Annotated in this window: 15 protein-coding genes; 8 read left to right on the plus strand and 7 right to left on the minus strand. The window is 66.4% G+C overall.

Annotated features, from left to right (window positions below):
• Positions 1 to 74: 74 nt before the first annotated feature.
• Positions 75 to 809, minus strand: a complete 735-nt coding sequence (locus ACZ60G_RS25370) for an HD domain-containing protein (protein WP_465812955.1) — start codon at positions 807 to 809, stop codon at positions 75 to 77.
• A 163-nt stretch (positions 810 to 972) separates the two neighbouring features.
• Positions 973 to 1812 (minus strand): NAD(P)H-binding protein, encoded by an 840-nt coding sequence (locus tag ACZ60G_RS25375; RefSeq protein WP_465812867.1) that lies wholly within the window; start codon positions 1810 to 1812, stop codon positions 973 to 975.
• 63 nt (positions 1813 to 1875) lie between these two features.
• On the opposite strand from ACZ60G_RS25375, the gene ACZ60G_RS25380 reads away from it, so the two are divergent.
• From ACZ60G_RS25380 to ACZ60G_RS25390, 3 genes are all read left to right on the plus strand, one after another.
• Positions 1876 to 2274, plus strand: a complete 399-nt coding sequence (locus ACZ60G_RS25380; protein ID WP_465812869.1) for a winged helix-turn-helix transcriptional regulator — start codon at positions 1876 to 1878, stop codon at positions 2272 to 2274.
• Positions 2275 to 2485: 211 nt separating this feature from the next.
• Positions 2486 to 3436 (plus strand): GlxA family transcriptional regulator, encoded by a 951-nt coding sequence (locus ACZ60G_RS25385; RefSeq protein ID WP_465812871.1) that lies wholly within the window; start codon positions 2486 to 2488, stop codon positions 3434 to 3436.
• 294 nt (positions 3437 to 3730) lie between these two features.
• Positions 3731 to 3934: a hypothetical protein gene (locus tag ACZ60G_RS25390; RefSeq protein ID WP_465812872.1), complete on the plus strand. Its 204-nt coding sequence runs from the start codon at positions 3731 to 3733 to the stop codon at positions 3932 to 3934.
• Here the strand turns inward: ACZ60G_RS25390 and ACZ60G_RS25395 are convergent, their stop codons facing one another.
• Positions 3935 to 5377 (minus strand): aldehyde dehydrogenase, encoded by a 1443-nt coding sequence (locus ACZ60G_RS25395; RefSeq protein ID WP_465812874.1) that lies wholly within the window; start codon positions 5375 to 5377, stop codon positions 3935 to 3937.
• 208 nt (positions 5378 to 5585) lie between these two features.
• Here ACZ60G_RS25395 and ACZ60G_RS25400 point away from each other — a divergent pair, with 208 nt between their 5' ends.
• Positions 5586 to 5885 carry a hypothetical protein gene (locus ACZ60G_RS25400; RefSeq protein WP_063046404.1) on the plus strand — a complete coding sequence of 100 codons (300 nt, stop codon included), beginning with the start codon at positions 5586 to 5588 and terminating at the stop codon, positions 5883 to 5885.
• A gap of 2 nt (positions 5886 to 5887) precedes the next feature.
• Here ACZ60G_RS25400 and ACZ60G_RS25405 read toward each other — a convergent pair whose 3' ends face one another.
• Complete coding sequence (locus ACZ60G_RS25405) at positions 5888 to 6670, minus strand: class I SAM-dependent methyltransferase (RefSeq protein WP_465812957.1); 783 nt, start codon at positions 6668 to 6670, stop codon at positions 5888 to 5890.
• A 228-nt stretch (positions 6671 to 6898) separates the two neighbouring features.
• Here ACZ60G_RS25405 and ACZ60G_RS25410 point away from each other — a divergent pair, with 228 nt between their 5' ends.
• Positions 6899 to 8065: a glycosyltransferase family 4 protein gene (locus tag ACZ60G_RS25410; protein WP_465812876.1), complete on the plus strand. Its 1167-nt coding sequence runs from the start codon at positions 6899 to 6901 to the stop codon at positions 8063 to 8065.
• 267 nt (positions 8066 to 8332) lie between these two features.
• On the opposite strand, the gene ACZ60G_RS25415 is transcribed toward ACZ60G_RS25410, so the two are convergent.
• Positions 8333 to 10411: an MmpA family trehalose lipid delivery protein gene (locus ACZ60G_RS25415; RefSeq protein WP_465812878.1), complete on the minus strand. Its 2079-nt coding sequence runs from the start codon at positions 10409 to 10411 to the stop codon at positions 8333 to 8335.
• Between the two features lie 236 nt (positions 10412 to 10647).
• Here ACZ60G_RS25415 and ACZ60G_RS25420 point away from each other — a divergent pair, with 236 nt between their 5' ends.
• Together ACZ60G_RS25420 and ACZ60G_RS25425 are read left to right on the plus strand one after the other, a co-directional pair.
• On the plus strand, positions 10648 to 11946 hold the full coding sequence (locus tag ACZ60G_RS25420) for a polysaccharide biosynthesis protein (RefSeq protein WP_465812959.1): 1299 nt from the start codon (positions 10648 to 10650) through the stop codon (positions 11944 to 11946).
• An 82-nt stretch (positions 11947 to 12028) separates the two neighbouring features.
• Positions 12029 to 12394 (plus strand): VOC family protein, encoded by a 366-nt coding sequence (locus ACZ60G_RS25425; RefSeq protein WP_465812880.1) that lies wholly within the window; start codon positions 12029 to 12031, stop codon positions 12392 to 12394.
• A 69-nt stretch (positions 12395 to 12463) separates the two neighbouring features.
• Here ACZ60G_RS25425 and pgfA read toward each other — a convergent pair whose 3' ends face one another.
• Positions 12464 to 13570: a cell envelope lipid trafficking protein PgfA gene (gene pgfA, locus ACZ60G_RS25430; RefSeq protein WP_465812882.1), complete on the minus strand. Its 1107-nt coding sequence runs from the start codon at positions 13568 to 13570 to the stop codon at positions 12464 to 12466.
• Positions 13571 to 13773: 203 nt separating this feature from the next.
• On the opposite strand from pgfA, the gene ACZ60G_RS25435 reads away from it, so the two are divergent.
• A complete protein-coding gene (locus tag ACZ60G_RS25435) occupies positions 13774 to 14979 on the plus strand; it encodes an acyltransferase family protein (RefSeq protein WP_465812884.1) in 1206 nt (401 codons plus the stop codon).
• 94 nt (positions 14980 to 15073) lie between these two features.
• On the opposite strand, the gene ACZ60G_RS25440 is transcribed toward ACZ60G_RS25435, so the two are convergent.
• On the minus strand, positions 15074 to 15574 hold the full coding sequence (locus tag ACZ60G_RS25440; RefSeq protein WP_465812886.1) for a DinB family protein: 501 nt from the start codon (positions 15572 to 15574) through the stop codon (positions 15074 to 15076).
• Between the last annotated feature and the right edge of the window lie 3 nt (positions 15575 to 15577).

Raw genomic sequence — 15577 nt, forward strand, 5'->3', positions numbered from 1 at the left:
AATAATCGACGAACTCGCGGCACCGCCCGCACCATCTTTCGCGATGGTGCGGGCGGATTCGGCTGTGGCGGGATTTATTCGGAGAACGGCGCGAACCGGATCACTTGACGGAAGCCCGCAGTCCGGAAGAGCCATCGGATCCGTCCGTCCGGCATTGCGGCCGCCTCATTCGTCAGCGCTTGCGTCACATGCTGTTTGAAGTTGTGCCGCGGATGGCGGCGCAGCAGTTCCTCGACCCAGCTCGGATCGAGGTCGGACATCCGTGCCCCGAAGACGTCCACCGACGCGCCGGCGGAAACGAAGCCGAGATCGTCGACCTCATCGGCGACTCCGACGGTGAGGTGCGCGGCGATCGCGGCACCGACGGTGTGTGCCTGTTCCGCTGTCGCACCCGCCCCGGTGACGAATTCGACGGCCCGCTCCGCCCCGGTCACCGCGAAACACCTTCCGGGCGTTGGATGTTCGAGATGCAAATCATGCAGCAGGCAGGAAACGTAGGCCAACTCGTCGTCGTATCGCGTGCCGTCGACTTCAGCGAGCGCACGCCCGAAGAAGTAACTCCGATACGAGTGCTCCAACATGTGCACCGAAAGACATTCCCGCGCTTCCTCTTCCGTGGCCTTGGCCAGCTTCGAATCGGGCAGTTTCAGTTCCGCGAAATCCACCCGCCCGTTCCCGCGTCGACCGAGCCCCATCGCGATCTGTCCCGCGACGAGCCGGGGCAATCCCGCAACGAGCTTGGCAGTCAGCTGCCTGCGCTGACGACCGGAAAGCGCCCCGCTCGTACGCGTCGCCCATTCCCAATCCATCCCGACAGGCGCACCCACGTCGATCTCCTTCTCCTCGAAGACGGCTCGCTCTCAGTGAAGCCCCCGAGCCGGCCACCGACGAGTGGCGCAAATGTCAGTAACCCTCGGATTCCCGCCAATCGTACGCTCACCAGTCAGGAGTTCGGGCTGGACAGGCGATCGGTCAGCGGAAGTCGAGAGCGTGATCTTGTGCCCACTGGGCGAAGGTGTGGGCGGGGCGGCCGGTGAGGTCTTCGACGATCGTCGATACCTGCGGTGGTTCGGTGACGCCGGCCTTCCATCCGGCCAGGACGGCCTCGACGCCGATCTCCGGCATGGTCTTGCCCAGCTCCACACGGGCCTGTTCATCGGAAATCACTTCGAAAGCGATCTCGCGATCGATGGCCGCACCGATCTGCCGCACCTGCTCGCGCAGGGTCAGTGACTCGGAGCCCCATACGGTGTACGCCTGGCCTTGGTGACCGGGCTCGGTCAGCGCGGTCACCGCGAGTGCTGCCAGATCCTTCTCGTGGATGGGTGCGGTCCTGGCTTCGGGATAGGGCAGCCGGACGGCACCCTCGTCCCGGATGGAATGCTGCCACCACCAGAGGGCGTTCGTCGCGAACATGCCGGGGCGGATGAAGGTCCAATTCAGACCGGACTTCTCGATGGCGGACTCGATGACGCTGTGCATCAAGGCAATTGGATTGCTCGACGCATTGCTCTGCAGCACAGCGCCCGACGATAGGAACACCACGTGCTGGATCCCGGCGGCTTCGGCGGCCGCAACGAAACCGTCGATCCCCTCGGGCTTGGCGTAGAGGAAAACGCGCTGCGCGCCTTCGAGTGCGGCGGGCAACGTTTCGGGCTGCTCGAGATCGGCCGCGACGACCTCCGCGCCCGGCGGCAAGCCTGCGGTGGCGGGTTCCCTGCTCGTCGAACGGACCTGTTCCCCTCTCGAAATCAGGCCCTCCACCACGTGGCGACCGACATTGCCTCTGGCTCCGAAAACAACTGTGACCATGGCGGCAGCGTAGGCCGCTGGGCTTACCGATGGTAAGGACATACCTTCAGGTAAGCTCCAGAAATGGCGGTACGTTCCCAGGTCGAGCCCACTACCTGGCAGGGCATGAGTGACGCATTCAACAGTGAGTGTCCGGCACGCGAGGTGCTCGACCACATCACGAGCCGCTGGGGCATGCTGATCCTGACCGCGCTGACCGACGGGCCGCTACGGTTCTCCGAGCTGCACGCCAAAATCGGTGGTATCAGCGAGAAAATGCTGTCGCAGACGTTGCGCACGCTCGGGCGCGACGGGCTGATCGCGCGCACCGTCGAGCCCACCACGCCACCGCGGGTCAGCTACGAACTCACCGAACTCGGCCGGGGACTCACCGAATCGCTGCACCAGTTCCTCGGTTGGATCCGTCAGCACACGGTCGAGGTCATGGCCGCCCAGCGCCGTCACGACCGCCAGCGCCAGTAACCTCTCGGTGCTGTCCAAATACCATGCATCGCATAGTGTTCGGCTTTTGCGCGCAGGGTACGCGCTGTGCGCGAAAGCCAGCGCCTGTTGCGTCGGCCGAGGCGCCGGGGCATCTGATCAACAAGTGCACGAGGCGGGTGCCTCACCCTGCGCGGTGCGCAGCTGATGGCAGGGATTCCGGTCATACTCGGATTCATGCCATACTGAGGATGTGCAGCAGGTAGTCGCGCTGGCGTTGGATGGCGTCATGACCTACGACCTGGCCTGCGCGGTCCAGGCATTCCGCCACGGGCCGGGCAAGACGGGGGAACCGGTGGGGTTCGAGATGCGGACCTGTGGAGTGCGGCCGGGTCCGGTGTGGACCCCGAACGGTTTCGAACTCCGGGTCGACGAGGGGCTCGAGGCGTTGGCGAGCGCCGACATCGTGGTGGTTCCGGGAATCGGGTTGCCCACGCTGCCGCCGGCCGACGAGGTGCTCGATGCGCTGCGGGCCGCATCGGAGCGCGGCGCGACCATGGTGAGCATTTGTGTGGGCGCGTTCATCCTGGCGCGGGCCGGACTCCTGGACGGGCGGCCCGCCACCACCCACTGGGCGTATTGCGATGAATTCGCCGCACTGTTCCCAGCGGTAAAGCTCGACCCCGCCGCACTTTACGTGGACGACGGTGATGTGCTCACCTCGGCGGGATTGTCCGCGGGAATGGACCTGTGCCTGCATATCGTGCGTCGAGAGCTGGGCGCGGGTGTGGCGGCCGATTTGGCCCGCTGGAATGTGACACCACCGCACCGCGAGGGCGGTCAGGCGCAATACATTCCGGATGCCTTGGGCGGCAATGACTTCCCCGGCGCCCTGGCCGCGACCATGGCCTGGGCGGCGGCGAATCCGGCTGCGGCGCCTGATGTTTCGGCGCTTGCCGGACATGCGCTGATGAGTGAACGCACGTTCATCCGCCGATTCAAAGCCGAGGTGGGTACCACGCCGCGGCGCTGGTTGGAGGCACAGCGCACCGTGCGTGCCAGAGAGTTGCTGGAGACTACCGAACTGCCCGTCGAAGTTGTTGCGGCACAGTCCGGATTCGGTAGCGTCACCGCGCTGCGGGTGCATCTGCGCGCGGCTACCGGCACGACGCCCGCCGGTTATCGCCGGTCGTTGCGTCACTAGCAAATCTCGTCGGCGAACGCGCGTACCAGGCGGTATCGATCGGTCGATGTTCTCGGATTGTCGGATCTGAAGCCGCCGGTGCGCTACGGTTGATTTGCCCGGACACGCTTCGTATTAATGAGAAGCCTGTCCGGGAGAGGCTTATGCTTCGCGTGCTTTCCGTCTCGTGACCGGCCAGTTCGATTGCCAATCATTAACTGAATGACTTAGATCGACTGAACTACTTCCCTTTCGACTCGCGAATCCGCACCTCGCGGCCAGCGATGAGATCAATGCGTGAGAGGTGGTTGGAACATGACCGATCTGGAAATCGGCCCGCTGGCGGTGCCGCAGATCGAGCCGGCGACCGCGAGCACACCGCTGCGGCGCGCCGCCGGACGTTTGCAGGATGCGCTGCCGTCGGGTTGGCAGGTCGAAATCGTCGACGCCGGTGCGCCGAGCATCGTCGACGCACCGGACCGTCAGCCGGTAGTCCGGGTGGTTATGCCGGGGGCTTGACTACCCCGTCCATCCCATCGGCATCAGCAGGGACTTCTGCTCGCAGAATGCGTCCAGACCCTCTGGTCCGTTCTCCCGGCCGAGGCCGGAGTTCTTGTAACCGCCGAACGGCGAGCTCGGGTCGAATGCGTACCAATTGATCGCGTAGGTTCCGGTGCGCACCCGCGCCGCGATTTCCGCGCCGTGCTCGATATCGGCGGTCCAGACCGAGCCGGCCAGGCCGTATACGGAATCGTTCGCGATGGCCACCGCTTCGTCCTCGGTCTCGTACGGAATGACCGACAGGACCGGGCCGAAAATCTCCTCTTGCGCGATCGTCGACTTGTTGTCGACATCGGCGAAGATGGTCGGCTCGACGAACCAGCCGCGGTCCACATTTGCCGGGCGGCCGCCGCCGAGCACCAGTCGCGCACCCTCCTCCTTGCCCTTGGCTATATAGCCCTCGACACGGTCGCGCTGGCGTTCGGAGATCAGTGGGCCGAAGGTCGTCGCCGGATCGGTGGGATCGCCGGTCTTCAGCGTCCGCACGTGCTCGACCAGCGCGTCCAGGATCTCGTCGTAGCGGCTGCGCGGCGCGAGAATGCGGGTCTGCGCGACGCAACCCTGGCCGCTGTTCATCAGACCGGAGAAGGCGAGCACCGGGATATTGACGATATCCATATCCGGCAACAGGATTGCCGCCGATTTGCCGCCGAGCTCGAGCGAGACGCTCTTGAGTTGTCCGGTCGCAATGGCGCCGATCTTGCGACCGACCGCGGTGCTGCCGGTGAAGGTGACCTTGTCGACGCCCGGATGCGAGACCAGATACTCCGCGGCATCCGCTTCGGCGGGCAGGATCGACAGCACGCCCTCGGGCAGGCCCGCCTCGGTGAAGATTTCCCCGATCTTGTTGGCGGTCAACGGAGTCAGCGGCGCGGGCTTGAGCACCACCGTGCATCCGGCGAGCAATGCGGGTGCGAGCTTATTGGCCGCGAGGAACAGCGGGACATTCCAGGCCGTGACGGCCGCGACCACACCGCGCGGCTCCCGCGAGACCCGCGCGGTACCGAACAGACCGGTGCGAGTTTCGTTCCAGGGGAAGGACGCGGCCAGTCCGGCATACGCGTCGAGCGCGGCCACCGCCGGAATCTGGTTGAGCGTCATGGCGATCATCTGCGGTGCGCCCATTTCCGCGGTGAGCGTGGCGAGCAGATCGGCCGAACGCTCTTCGATCAGGCGCGCGGCGCGCGTCAGTACCTGGGCGCGCTCCGCGGGCGGTGTGGACGGCCACGGACCGTTGTCGAAGGCGTGCCGGGCGGCGGCTACCGCGGCGTCGACGTCGGCGCGACCGACCACCGGGACGCTGCCCACCGGCTCGACCGTCGCGGGCGAGATGACCTGGAGGCGCTCGGTGGCGGCGGGCGCGGTCCAGCGGCCGCCGATGAACAGGCTGTCGTAATGCATGAGAACACGTTACAGTTTTGTGGCCCGATTGTCTGTAACGTGTTCCAGTTTTCCATCCGGGCAGCGGTCTGAACTGCGCGAATTCCGACCTGTCGGTTCGCTTTTCAGAGAACGCACTATTGCGTTCTATTGCTGCACCGGTCATGCTGTAGCTACTGATCAGCTCGCTCGATTCATGAACCGATTACGCAATTGGGGAGTCAGAGTCATGGCGGTGCAAGTGATCGGTCGGTCGTTGATGACCAGCGACCAGACCGAGCATCAAGCTAAAAGTGTCGGCGCAGGTGGGTGGGTAGTTTCCTTCCTACCGGGCCGGACGCTGACTATCGAGCAGGCAACCGCCGCGATGCAGGCCGCCGAGGCGGTCGCCGTCGTCGGAATGCTGGCTGATCAGGTCGGTCTGACCACCCTGGAGACGGTCGGTTTGGCCATTCAGGAATCGCCATGGGCGGCCACGATCAACGCGTGCGGGCGCAGGAGCTGGCGCCGGGGCTGGCTGGAGAAGTAGCGCTACGGCTTGGTGGCCACTACCACCAGATTGCTCACCAGTAACTCTCGCAACACGGGTACGCGAACCACCCACCAGGCCCAACGCGGGTGGTAGCGGGGGAATACGATGCGCACATCTGCGGAAGTGCCTGTCGCCCAACGCAACCCGTCGGCGGCGGCGACCGCGAACAGCGACTTGCCGAAGCGGTTCTTCGGTTCCCGTCCGGTCTTGCGACGGTATCGGCGCGCCGCGTACTCACCACCGAGGTAGTGCCACGGCCCTGTTTCGTGGCCGCCGAACGGGCCGTGCCACACCGTGTACGAGAGCACGATCAAACCACCCGGACGGGTCACGCGGACCATTTCGTCAGCCATCACCCACGGTTGCGGAACATGCTCGGCGACATTCGAGGAGAAGCAGATGTCGACCGCGTTATCGCGGAACGGCAGTGCCATACCGGATCCGCGGACCGCGCCCGCTACCGAGAGTCCGGCGGCGTGCATCTCCGATGGGTCGGGCTCGACGGGGATGTAGCGCGCGCCCGTCTTGACGAATTCGTCGGCGAAGTAGCCGGGGCCGCCGCCGACATCCAGGATGGTCGCGCCTTCGAGGCCGTTTCCGGTGACATCTGTGTAGAAATCGCCGAGCATCGCCGAGCTGTCAGCGGCCAGACCGCCGTAGAACAGTGCGGGATCGGTCTGCTCGAATCGGAAACTGCCGAGCAGCCGCAGCGACCGGCGCAAGGTCGCCCGCCGCGCGAACCGGGACACGGCTCGTCCACGCCGTGGGGCATGCGTCGCCACGGCCTCGGCTGGCTCGGTTTCAGCAGTCGGCACGGCGCAGAGTCTCGCACAGCGTGGGCAACCCACCGCAGTGCCGCCCGCCTGGGCTGGGAATTCTCGCGGGCGTCGGTTGCTGTTCATGCGGTGCGCGATTGCTGGTAAGGGCGCGGTGGAGGCTGGTCGGGCAGGTGCGCGGGTTAGGGTGTACGGCGATATCCGTGACCTGCTGACCGAGAGAGAAGCTCCACCGTGCGCGAAGTCCTCCTGCTGTGCTGGCGTGACACCGGGCACCCGCAGGGCGGCGGCAGCGAGCGATACCTGGAACAGGTCGGCGCGCAGCTTGCCGCGCGCGGGGTCAAGGTAACCCTGCGCACCGCGCGTTATCCGGGCGCACCGAAGCGGGAGCGGATCGACGGCATCGATATCAGCCGGGCGGGCGGGCGGTTCTCCGTCTATCCGCGGGCGCTGGCCGCGATCGCGTTCGGACGGCTCGGCATCGGGCCACTGCGGGGTCTGCGGCCCGATGCGGTGATCGATACGCAGAACGGGATCCCGTTCTTCGCGGGTGCGGCGACGAACGCGCCGTCGGTGGTGCTGGTGCATCACGGGCATCGGGAGCAGTGGCCGGTCGCCGGACGGTTTGTCGGGCGGATCGGCTGGTGGATCGAATCGCGGCTCTCGCCGCGGGTGCATCGGCACAACCAATACCTGACCGTTTCGCTGCCCTCCGCCGAGGAACTGGCCACGCTGGGGGTGGACGGTTCCCGGATCGCTGTGGTCCGCAACGGCGCCGAACCCGTTCCAGTGGACGCACCGACCGGCTGTGCGGAGACGCGCACCGAAGAGCCGCGCATCGTGGTGCTCTCGCGGTTGGTGCCGCACAAGCAGATCGAAGACGCGCTGGCGGTTGTCGCGCGACTACGGAGCCGGATTCCCGGCCTGCGACTGGATGTGATCGGCGACGGCTGGTGGGCGGACAACCTGAAAGCCGACGCCCGCCACCTCGGCATCGCAGACGCGGTCACCTTCCACGGCCACGTCGACGAGCGGCGCAAACACGAATTGCTCGCGCGCGCTTGGGTACATGTGCTGCCCTCGCGCAAGGAGGGCTGGGGCCTCGCGGTCATCGAGGCGGCGCAACACGGTGTACCGACGATCGGCTACCGCAGTTCACGCGGACTCACCGATTCCATTGTCGACGGGGTGACCGGATTGCTCGTCGATGATGTGAGCCAGCTCGCCGAGTCCGTCGGTGAGCTCGTCGACGACACCGAGGCGCGCGCTGTCATGGGGGAGAAGGCGCGTGCCCGTGCGCGTGAATTCTCTTGGGAGCAAACCGGGAACGGCGTGTACGAGGTGCTCGCGGCGGCGGCTCGAGGTGAGCACAGCTCCGGGCTTATCCCGCCGGGACCCTGATCGGTAGTGGTCGCGGTCATGCGACGAACTCGTCGTTGACCGGCAATACGCGTGCGGCGTTCGGGATGTCGTGGCCCGTTGAATCGATCTTCGGAGTCGGTGCGCAGTGCGGTCCGTTGCTCCTGTTCGGCTAACCGTGCGCGGCGTGCTGCCGTCGGCCAGCTGGGGAGGTCGCCGATGTCGGATGTCATAGGCGTTGTCGGCCTGCCGATCCGCGCCCTGAGCGTGCGGGGTGGTCCTATTTGCTTGCGTGCGCTGCCGCCCGGGTCAACGGCGTGGGCGCAATATGGCCGCGAGCAGCAGGCCACCGACTAGAAGGGCGGCCCAGAGGATGTGGGCGGCGTAGGCGATCACGCGGTGTGCGGACTGTGATTCTTCGAAATGGTCGGTGGCGTCGGGGACTCGGTACAGCGCCAGTTGGGAGTCGGCGTAGACCGAGTCCAGCTGGGCGAGTGTTGTTTTCGACTCGCCGAGCGGTCCGGGCGTGGTGCGTTCGACGAGGACCCAACCGACCCCGAGCTCGCTCAACCGCCGTGCCGAATCACCGTGCAGCAGTGCGGTTTCCACCTCCCGCGCCCGGGTGCCCTCACCGGCCACGGTGCGCCCGTGCACCGGAAGCTCACCGGTCTGCAGCACATCGCGCGGCAGCATCCGCGGTGCCGGATCCAACACCGCCACCTTGCCGCTGTACGGAAACTTCCGAAACATCCCGCCGGGCAACACCGCGACATCCCCAGGCCCATCGATCCGTTCCGCAACCCGCTGCCAGCCGACCGGATAATGCACCGGCTTCAGTGCCCCGCCCACACCCCAGGCCAGATCGAACAGCGGCAGCACCAGCATTGCGATGAATACCGTTGCGGCCAAGGCCATCCCGGGCGAGCGGGCGGACTCCTTCGGCACGGCGCTATTCGCTGCCCAGCGCACTGCGACCGCTCGACACCCAGCGGCGGCGCACAGCACGTACGCAGGCATGGCAAGAGCCACATACTTCTGCGTATCCCGCAACAACCCCGCCCCGGGCACATGACCAACAAGCCACTCCATGTCGCTCATGCCCCACGACGTCGCCCCCAATGCGGGCAGTAGGACGGCGAGAGCCGCAAGTAGCAGCAATGCGCGACGGACTCGCAACCTCTCACGATCGATGCGGCCAGCGGCGATTGTCGCGGCCTCGGGGTGCGTCGAATTTGTGGCGCCTACGGGAGTTGCGCGGGCGCTGGATGTCTCGGCCGCCTCGCGATTCGGGAGATGGGAGATTGCGGAATCGCCGGACATTTCGGCAGCAGAAGCTGGCGGATGGGTTGTGGCGGTGTCGGATTCATCGGCAAGTGAAGTGCTCGTCGAGGGGGTGGTGGACTGACGGGCGGTATGGCCGTTCGAAATGCCCATCTTGATACCCGCGGTGGTGCGGATGCCGATGGCTACGAGGGTCAGGAGTAGTGCGGTGGCGATCAGCGCGAGGGGGGTGGTGCGGGAGGCGGGAACCGAGTCGGCATTCCATATTCCGCCGAGTCCGGCCAGGGAGCCGAGGGTGCCGAGGGCGGGTTCGGCGCGGGCGGCGAAGGCGGCGATACCTGCGGGGTCGGAGGGTTCGGAGCCTGCGCCGGACAGTGCCGTCGCGGTCAACCATGGTGCGGACGTGGCCAGCAGCAGCGCAAGCGCGCCAAGTAGATTTCGGCGTCGAACCAGGACCATGGCGGTGCAGCCCGCCAGCAGCGCACCCGTCGGGGTCAGTCCCGCGGCCGCGAAGCATCCAGCCAGAGCCGCCCACGAACTCACGGCACTCTTGCGCGAAGCGGACTTTCCGCTTCGGCTGGGGCCCGCTTCGATGTTCGGCTTCTTGCGGGAAGCGGCGTCCGGGTCGATCGAGCAGCGGATTCGGTAGGCGGCCAATGCGGTCCAGGGCAGAGCTGCATATCCGGTCAGGAGGCTCCAGTGGCCTTGCAGGAGACGTTCGGCGACGTATGGGTTCCACATGGCGACCGTGACGGCGACCAGTTGGGGGCCGGTCGATACCCGGAGCAATTCGCGGGACAGGACTGCGGCGCCGAATCCGGCTGCCCACAATGCGACGAGCAGTATTGCCTTGACGATCGAACCGCCGTCGATGAGCGGTGCGAGCGCTGCCAGCAGCGCATCCTGAGGGACTGCGCGTGGGGCCGCGTCACCGAGACCGAGCGCGGAGTCCGTCAGGTAGGAACGCGGTGTGCTCACCGCGTCGCGCAGCAGAAGGTAGCCCGGCCCGAGCAGTGGGCCTGCGATGAGCAGCGCCAGCAGGCCGCTGTAACCGGCGGGGACGAACCTTGCCCACCGGGTGCGTCGAGTCGGGCCGCTGCCACTCACGCCTGTGCACCTTACGTACCGACGAGCAAACCGCCACCTTCCGGTACCGAGCGCCTGTCACGGGCATCACCCGCCGGGCACACGCAGGACCTCGGCCTGGGATGGAGTCAGTCCAACGGCGATTTAGATGGTGGGCGCGTGCGGGGCGCGGGGTGGCGGGGTGGGACGATTGCCGCGTGCCCGCTGTCCGTCGTCTCCCCGTAGTGGCGGATCTGACGTTGGTCACGGCAGGGGCGATGACGGCCAATGTGGCGGGATATCTGCTGCAGATGCTGGCCAGCCGGTGGTTGGGGGTCACCGGATACAGCGAATTCGCCAGCCTGCTCGCGGTGCAGCTGTTGTGCGCGGTACCCGCCCTTGCACTCCAGAACGTGGTTGCCAGGGAACTGGTGCGCGGGTCGAGTGTGGCGGCACTGCGCGGCTTGCAGTGGCGGTGTGCGGTGATCGTCGCGGTAATCGCCGCGGTACTGGTGCCGGTTGTGACGGCGGTACTGAACGTCGGCGTACTCGCCGGTGCAGCCGCCCTCGGCGCGGCCCCCGCCTTGGTTCTGCTATCCGGTGAACAGGGAATCCTGCAGGGCAGCAGACGCTTCCGAGCCCTGGCCGTAGTCCTGGGCGCGGCCGGGGTGGCGCGTGTGGTCCCGGCGTTGGTGGTCCTCGCGGCGGGTGCCGGCACAGCTCCCGCATTGTGCGCCGCCGCCGCAGGAATCGTCGTCGCCGCCGCGTTCGCCCGCTCCACCGCAGGCTCACCCCCACCACGTACTCGCCCCGCTATCGCCCCCGCGACAGAACGGTCGTCGGACGTCATCTCCGAAGGCGCTGCCGCCGAAGAACCGATGCCCGGATACGCAGTCGACGAAGCGGGAACTCGAGATGACGTTCGGTCCGGCAGCGAGCGGCCGCCGGCTCAGGGTGTGCGTTCCGTCGCAGTGTTGCCGGTATTGCGGGCGGCGCAGGCCCAGGCGGCGTTGATGGCATTGTCGTCGGCGGATTTGATCGTCGCGCGAATAGTTTTGGACGAGGCGGATGCGAGCCGGTACGCGCTGGGGGCGATCGCGGCGAAGATCGCGTTCTGGCTGCCGCAGGCCGTGGGAGTCGTGCTGTATCCGCGGATGGCGCAGCCGACACATTCGGCGCGTGCGATCCGGGATGCACTGGCGGTGCTGTCGGGCATCGGAATCGTGGCGGTATCGGGCGCTGCCCTGGCGGCACCGCTCGCGCCATTGTTCGCGGGTCAGGATTACGCGCCGATCCAAGGCTTGCTGTGGTTGTTCGCCCTGCAAGGAGCCGTACTCGCGGTGCTGCAGGGTGCACTGCTTTCGGCGATCGCGGTGGACCGCACCGCCCTCGCCGCGGTGACCTGGCTCGGCTTGGTGGTCGAGGTGGTCCTCATGGCCTGTTTCGCCCGCTCGGTACCGACGCTGATCACCACCGCGGTCTGTGTCGCGGCAGCTACCACAACGCTCGTGGCGGTGATCGTGTTGCGTACCGCCGACCACTCCGGGACCGCCGAACCGCCGGGCGCATCCAGCTGATCACGCCCTATCCGAGCACAACCGACCGCCGAGCCGACAAGACACGCGTCGTAGAGCCGTCGACTCGCCTAGCATCACCAGCATGATCACCGCTGTGCACACGCTGGTTTACGCGGAGGATCCGGACGCGGCCCGCGCCTTCTTCCGTGACGTTCTCGGCTGGCCGAATGTGGATGCGCATGGGGGGTGGCTCATATTCGGGACGGGGCCGAGTGAGCTCGGGGTGCATCCGGCGGATGGGCCGCCGCGTCACGAGATTTCGCTGATGTGCGATGACCTCGAGCAGACGATGGCGGAATTGGGCGGGCGTGGGGCGGAATTCGTGGGTGAGATCGCCGAGCGGGGTTTCGGGCGCTGCATCGATATGAAGATTTCCGGCGCGGGAGTAATGCTGCTGTATCAGCCGTCGCATCCCGTTGCCTACCCGCTGGGTCCGTCCGCGCCCTGAATCGACCCACGCGAAAACGAACTCGGCTCCCCGGCATAACGCCGGGGAGCCGAGTGGTCGGACTAACGATCAGAGATTCTTCTGGATCCTGATCTGCTCGGTCGGAGCATCATCCCCGCCGCGACCCGGCCCACGCCGACCCACACCGGCCGGAGCGGCCCCGCCGCGGATCCCGAGGAACACACCGCCGACCACGGCGGCGACACCGAGCACACCGAGCACGATCGGCATGACCCGGCCGTACAGCGACAGCTTGTCGATGTTCTCCTTGGCCACCGAAATCTGCGATTCGATGGTGTTCTCGTCGAAGACGAGGTGCGACTTCAGCGCGGTGACGTCCGGGTGGTCGCCGCTGCGCGCGTAGTACAGGTGGATCTGCTCGCCACCCTTGATCACGGTGCCGGTCTGCGGCTCGACCCACAGGTCGCGGGTGTCGGTGTAGAAGCGGGTCATGGTGACCGGGTCGTCGCCCTCGAGGCCCCACTTCGAGGCGGGCAGGCTCAGCTTGTTGGTCGGAGACTGGATCACTTCCCACATGTTGGTCACCGGGACCGACATCTGGAAGTGGTAGACCTTCATGTCGTTGATCTCGGACTCTTCGATGAACTTGGCGTCGTAGGACTTACGCGCATTGACATCGAAGTACGGGTAGCTCTTCTTCTCGGTGCCGATCGGGAAGCGGTACTGCAGACCGGTGTGCTGGACCGGGTCGGCGATACTCTGCATGTCCTTGTTCACCGTGACGGCGATGGAGCCGTTGGGGTCCTTGGCCACCGGCTCGCCGGTCTTGCGGTCGATGGTGACCCGGTCGACGGTCGCGGTGAGCAGGCCGGTGTCGCCCTGCTTATCGATGCGCCGCAGGGTCTGACCGGCCTGGACGGTCATCTCGGTGGCATCGGAGGGCTCTTCGACGGTGAGGAACCGCTGCGAGATCAGCGGCACATTCGTGTCGATCTTGGCCGCGCCCTCCGGTGCGGTGAGCGATTTGGAGTCCAGGACCAGGCTGTCTTCGCCCGGCTGGTTCGTCGCTATGGTGGTGATCTCGAGATCGAGTGGAGTTTTCGCCAGTTTGCTGACGGTGTAGGTCGGGATCATCACCGCGGCGACGATCAGCAACGCACCCAGACCCACGAGCAGGCAGGCCACCGTCCTTCTGGTTCCGGCACTCAGTGCCATGCAAACTCTCCTCGTCGTAGAACACAGGTCTGTACAACGAGTACTGCGGGCGCGCCGCTGCACTCGTGAGCCCCGACACTAACAGCCCGATGTCGTACCATGCGGTGCCGAGGCCGGATTCGACCGAGAAATCGCCCGAGTCTAGCGCGAAATCTGAAACGTGGGGTTACCACCTGGTAGGACATCCTGCAGACTGGAGTCCGATGACCGCCACCTTATCCGCGCCGACCACCGACGCACCCGCGCGGACACGCGGTTTCGTGCCCGCCTTGGAAGGTATGCGCGGCATGGCCGCACTCGGTGTGCTGCTGACGCACGTCGCATTCCAGACCGGCGCCGCGAATACGCCTGTGCTCGGGCGGGTTTGGGAACGGTTCGATATGGCGGTCGCGGTCTTCTTCGCGCTGTCCGGATTCCTGCTGTGGCGTCCGCATGCGGCGGTGGCGCGCGGACTGGGCACCGCGCCGTCGGTCGGCCATTACTTACGGCATCGGGCGGCGCGCATTCTGCCCGCGTATTGGGCGGTGGTCGCCGCGGTGCTGATCCTGGTGCCGAGTGCGGCCGATACCGCCGGCCTGCGGGTTTGGGCTTCGAATCTGGCGTTGACGCAGGTATTCGTGCCGCTCACGCTCACCGATGGACTCACCCAGATGTGGAGTCTGTCCGTCGAGGTGGCCTTCTATGCCGCGCTGCCGCTGCTGGCATTCGTGGCGGTGCGGTTGCGTGGCGATACCGCGCGCTGGCGCATCCCCGCGATCCTCGCGCTCGCGGTGGTGAGCCTGGGCTGGAACTTCATTCCGGTGCCGACTCCCGACGCCATTCACGCCGACAATTGGCTGCCCGGATATCTGCCGTGGTTCGCGGGCGGCATGTTGCTCGCCGAGCTCGTCGATAATAGTGATCAGCTATCACCGCGGCTTCGGCTGCTCGCCAATCAGCCGGTGATGTGGAGCATCGCGCTGGTCGCATTCCTGATCTCCGCCACCGACCTGGGCGGTCCCGCCGGGCTGACGCGGGCCGAGCCGTGGCAGTACGCGGCGAAGATGGGTTTCGGCGCGATCATCGGTTTCGCACTGCTCGCTCCGCTGGTGCTGCGCCCGCCCGGCGCGCGTCCACATCGCTGGTTGGAATCCGGGGTCGCCGCGATGATCGGGCGCTGGTCCTACGGCATCTTCCTCTGGCATCTCGCGGTGCTCTCGGTGGTGTTCCCGATTTTCGGAATCCTGCCGTTCGGTGGCAACTTCGGCAAGGTGCTCATCCTGACGATCGCGATCACCCTCCCGATCGCCGCGGCCAGCTATGCACTCATCGAGGAACCGGTTCGCCGGTTCGCACGTGATCGCGATCGTGCCAAGGCCGCGCGCTCGGCTGCGACCGTGATGGAAGCGCGCGACGAGACGGTTGGCTGACCGGATTCGGGCCTGCGGCGAGTGAAGTGCTCACCTCCGGTGACTGTGAGCGGGTGGCCGCAGGACTCGGCGCCGCGAGATCGGGCGGTTGTGGTCAACTGTCGAGCTGGCGGCGGATGTCGAGCAGATGGTGCCGGAGCTCGTGCAGCGTGTGCAGGGCGAGCCAACGCAGTGGACGTTGCCGGCGCTCGGGGTAGGTGAAAATGAGCTTGCGGTCCCAGTCCGCAGGTGCCAACCGGTCGAGGACATTGCCGAAGAGCAGCGCCGCATCCTCGAGTTGCCTGGCGACATCCGAGGGGCGTTGATCGGCATATCCGTCGTGTTCGACGCGTTCGTCGCGACCCATCGGCTCCGGTGCCGGTGTATCGACCCGGCGGGCGAGCAGCACCCGTTCTCGTTGTGCGAATAGCACATCCCGCACATGGCACGCATATTCCAACGGCGACCACACATCCGGCGCGGTGCGCTGCCGAAGTACCCGACCGTCACCGGCGAGCAGTGCCGCGTATTCCGCTGCGTGGCCCCTGGTCAGCGCCGATATCTCGGGAACCAAGGCAGGGTCGTACTCGAATCCGCACTCCGCGCAGTCCGTCATCTG

The sequence above is a fragment of the Nocardia sp. NPDC102475 genome, assembly GCF_055584605.1.

What these genes read in the sequence shown, in the direction of transcription:
- ACZ60G_RS25440 (WP_465812886.1), bottom strand. Translation starts at nt 15,574, where the DNA reads ATGACGGACTGCGCGGAGTGCGGATTCGAGTACGACCCTGCCTTGGTT.
- ACZ60G_RS25380 (WP_465812869.1), top strand. Translation starts at nt 1,876, where the DNA reads ATGGCGGTACGTTCCCAGGTCGAGCCCACTACCTGGCAGGGCATGAGT.
- ACZ60G_RS25425 (WP_465812880.1), top strand. Translation starts at nt 12,029, where the DNA reads ATGATCACCGCTGTGCACACGCTGGTTTACGCGGAGGATCCGGACGCG.
- ACZ60G_RS25395 (WP_465812874.1), bottom strand. Translation starts at nt 5,377, where the DNA reads ATGCATTACGACAGCCTGTTCATCGGCGGCCGCTGGACCGCGCCCGCC.
- ACZ60G_RS25400 (WP_063046404.1), top strand. Translation starts at nt 5,586, where the DNA reads ATGGCGGTGCAAGTGATCGGTCGGTCGTTGATGACCAGCGACCAGACC.
- pgfA (WP_465812882.1), bottom strand. Translation starts at nt 13,570, where the DNA reads ATGGCACTGAGTGCCGGAACCAGAAGGACGGTGGCCTGCCTGCTCGTG.
- ACZ60G_RS25370 (WP_465812955.1), bottom strand. Translation starts at nt 809, where the DNA reads ATGGATTGGGAATGGGCGACGCGTACGAGCGGGGCGCTTTCCGGTCGT.
- ACZ60G_RS25375 (WP_465812867.1), bottom strand. Translation starts at nt 1,812, where the DNA reads ATGGTCACAGTTGTTTTCGGAGCCAGAGGCAATGTCGGTCGCCACGTG.
- ACZ60G_RS25390 (WP_465812872.1), top strand. Translation starts at nt 3,731, where the DNA reads ATGACCGATCTGGAAATCGGCCCGCTGGCGGTGCCGCAGATCGAGCCG.
- ACZ60G_RS25420 (WP_465812959.1), top strand. Translation starts at nt 10,648, where the DNA reads ATGACGGCCAATGTGGCGGGATATCTGCTGCAGATGCTGGCCAGCCGG.
- ACZ60G_RS25435 (WP_465812884.1), top strand. Translation starts at nt 13,774, where the DNA reads ATGACCGCCACCTTATCCGCGCCGACCACCGACGCACCCGCGCGGACA.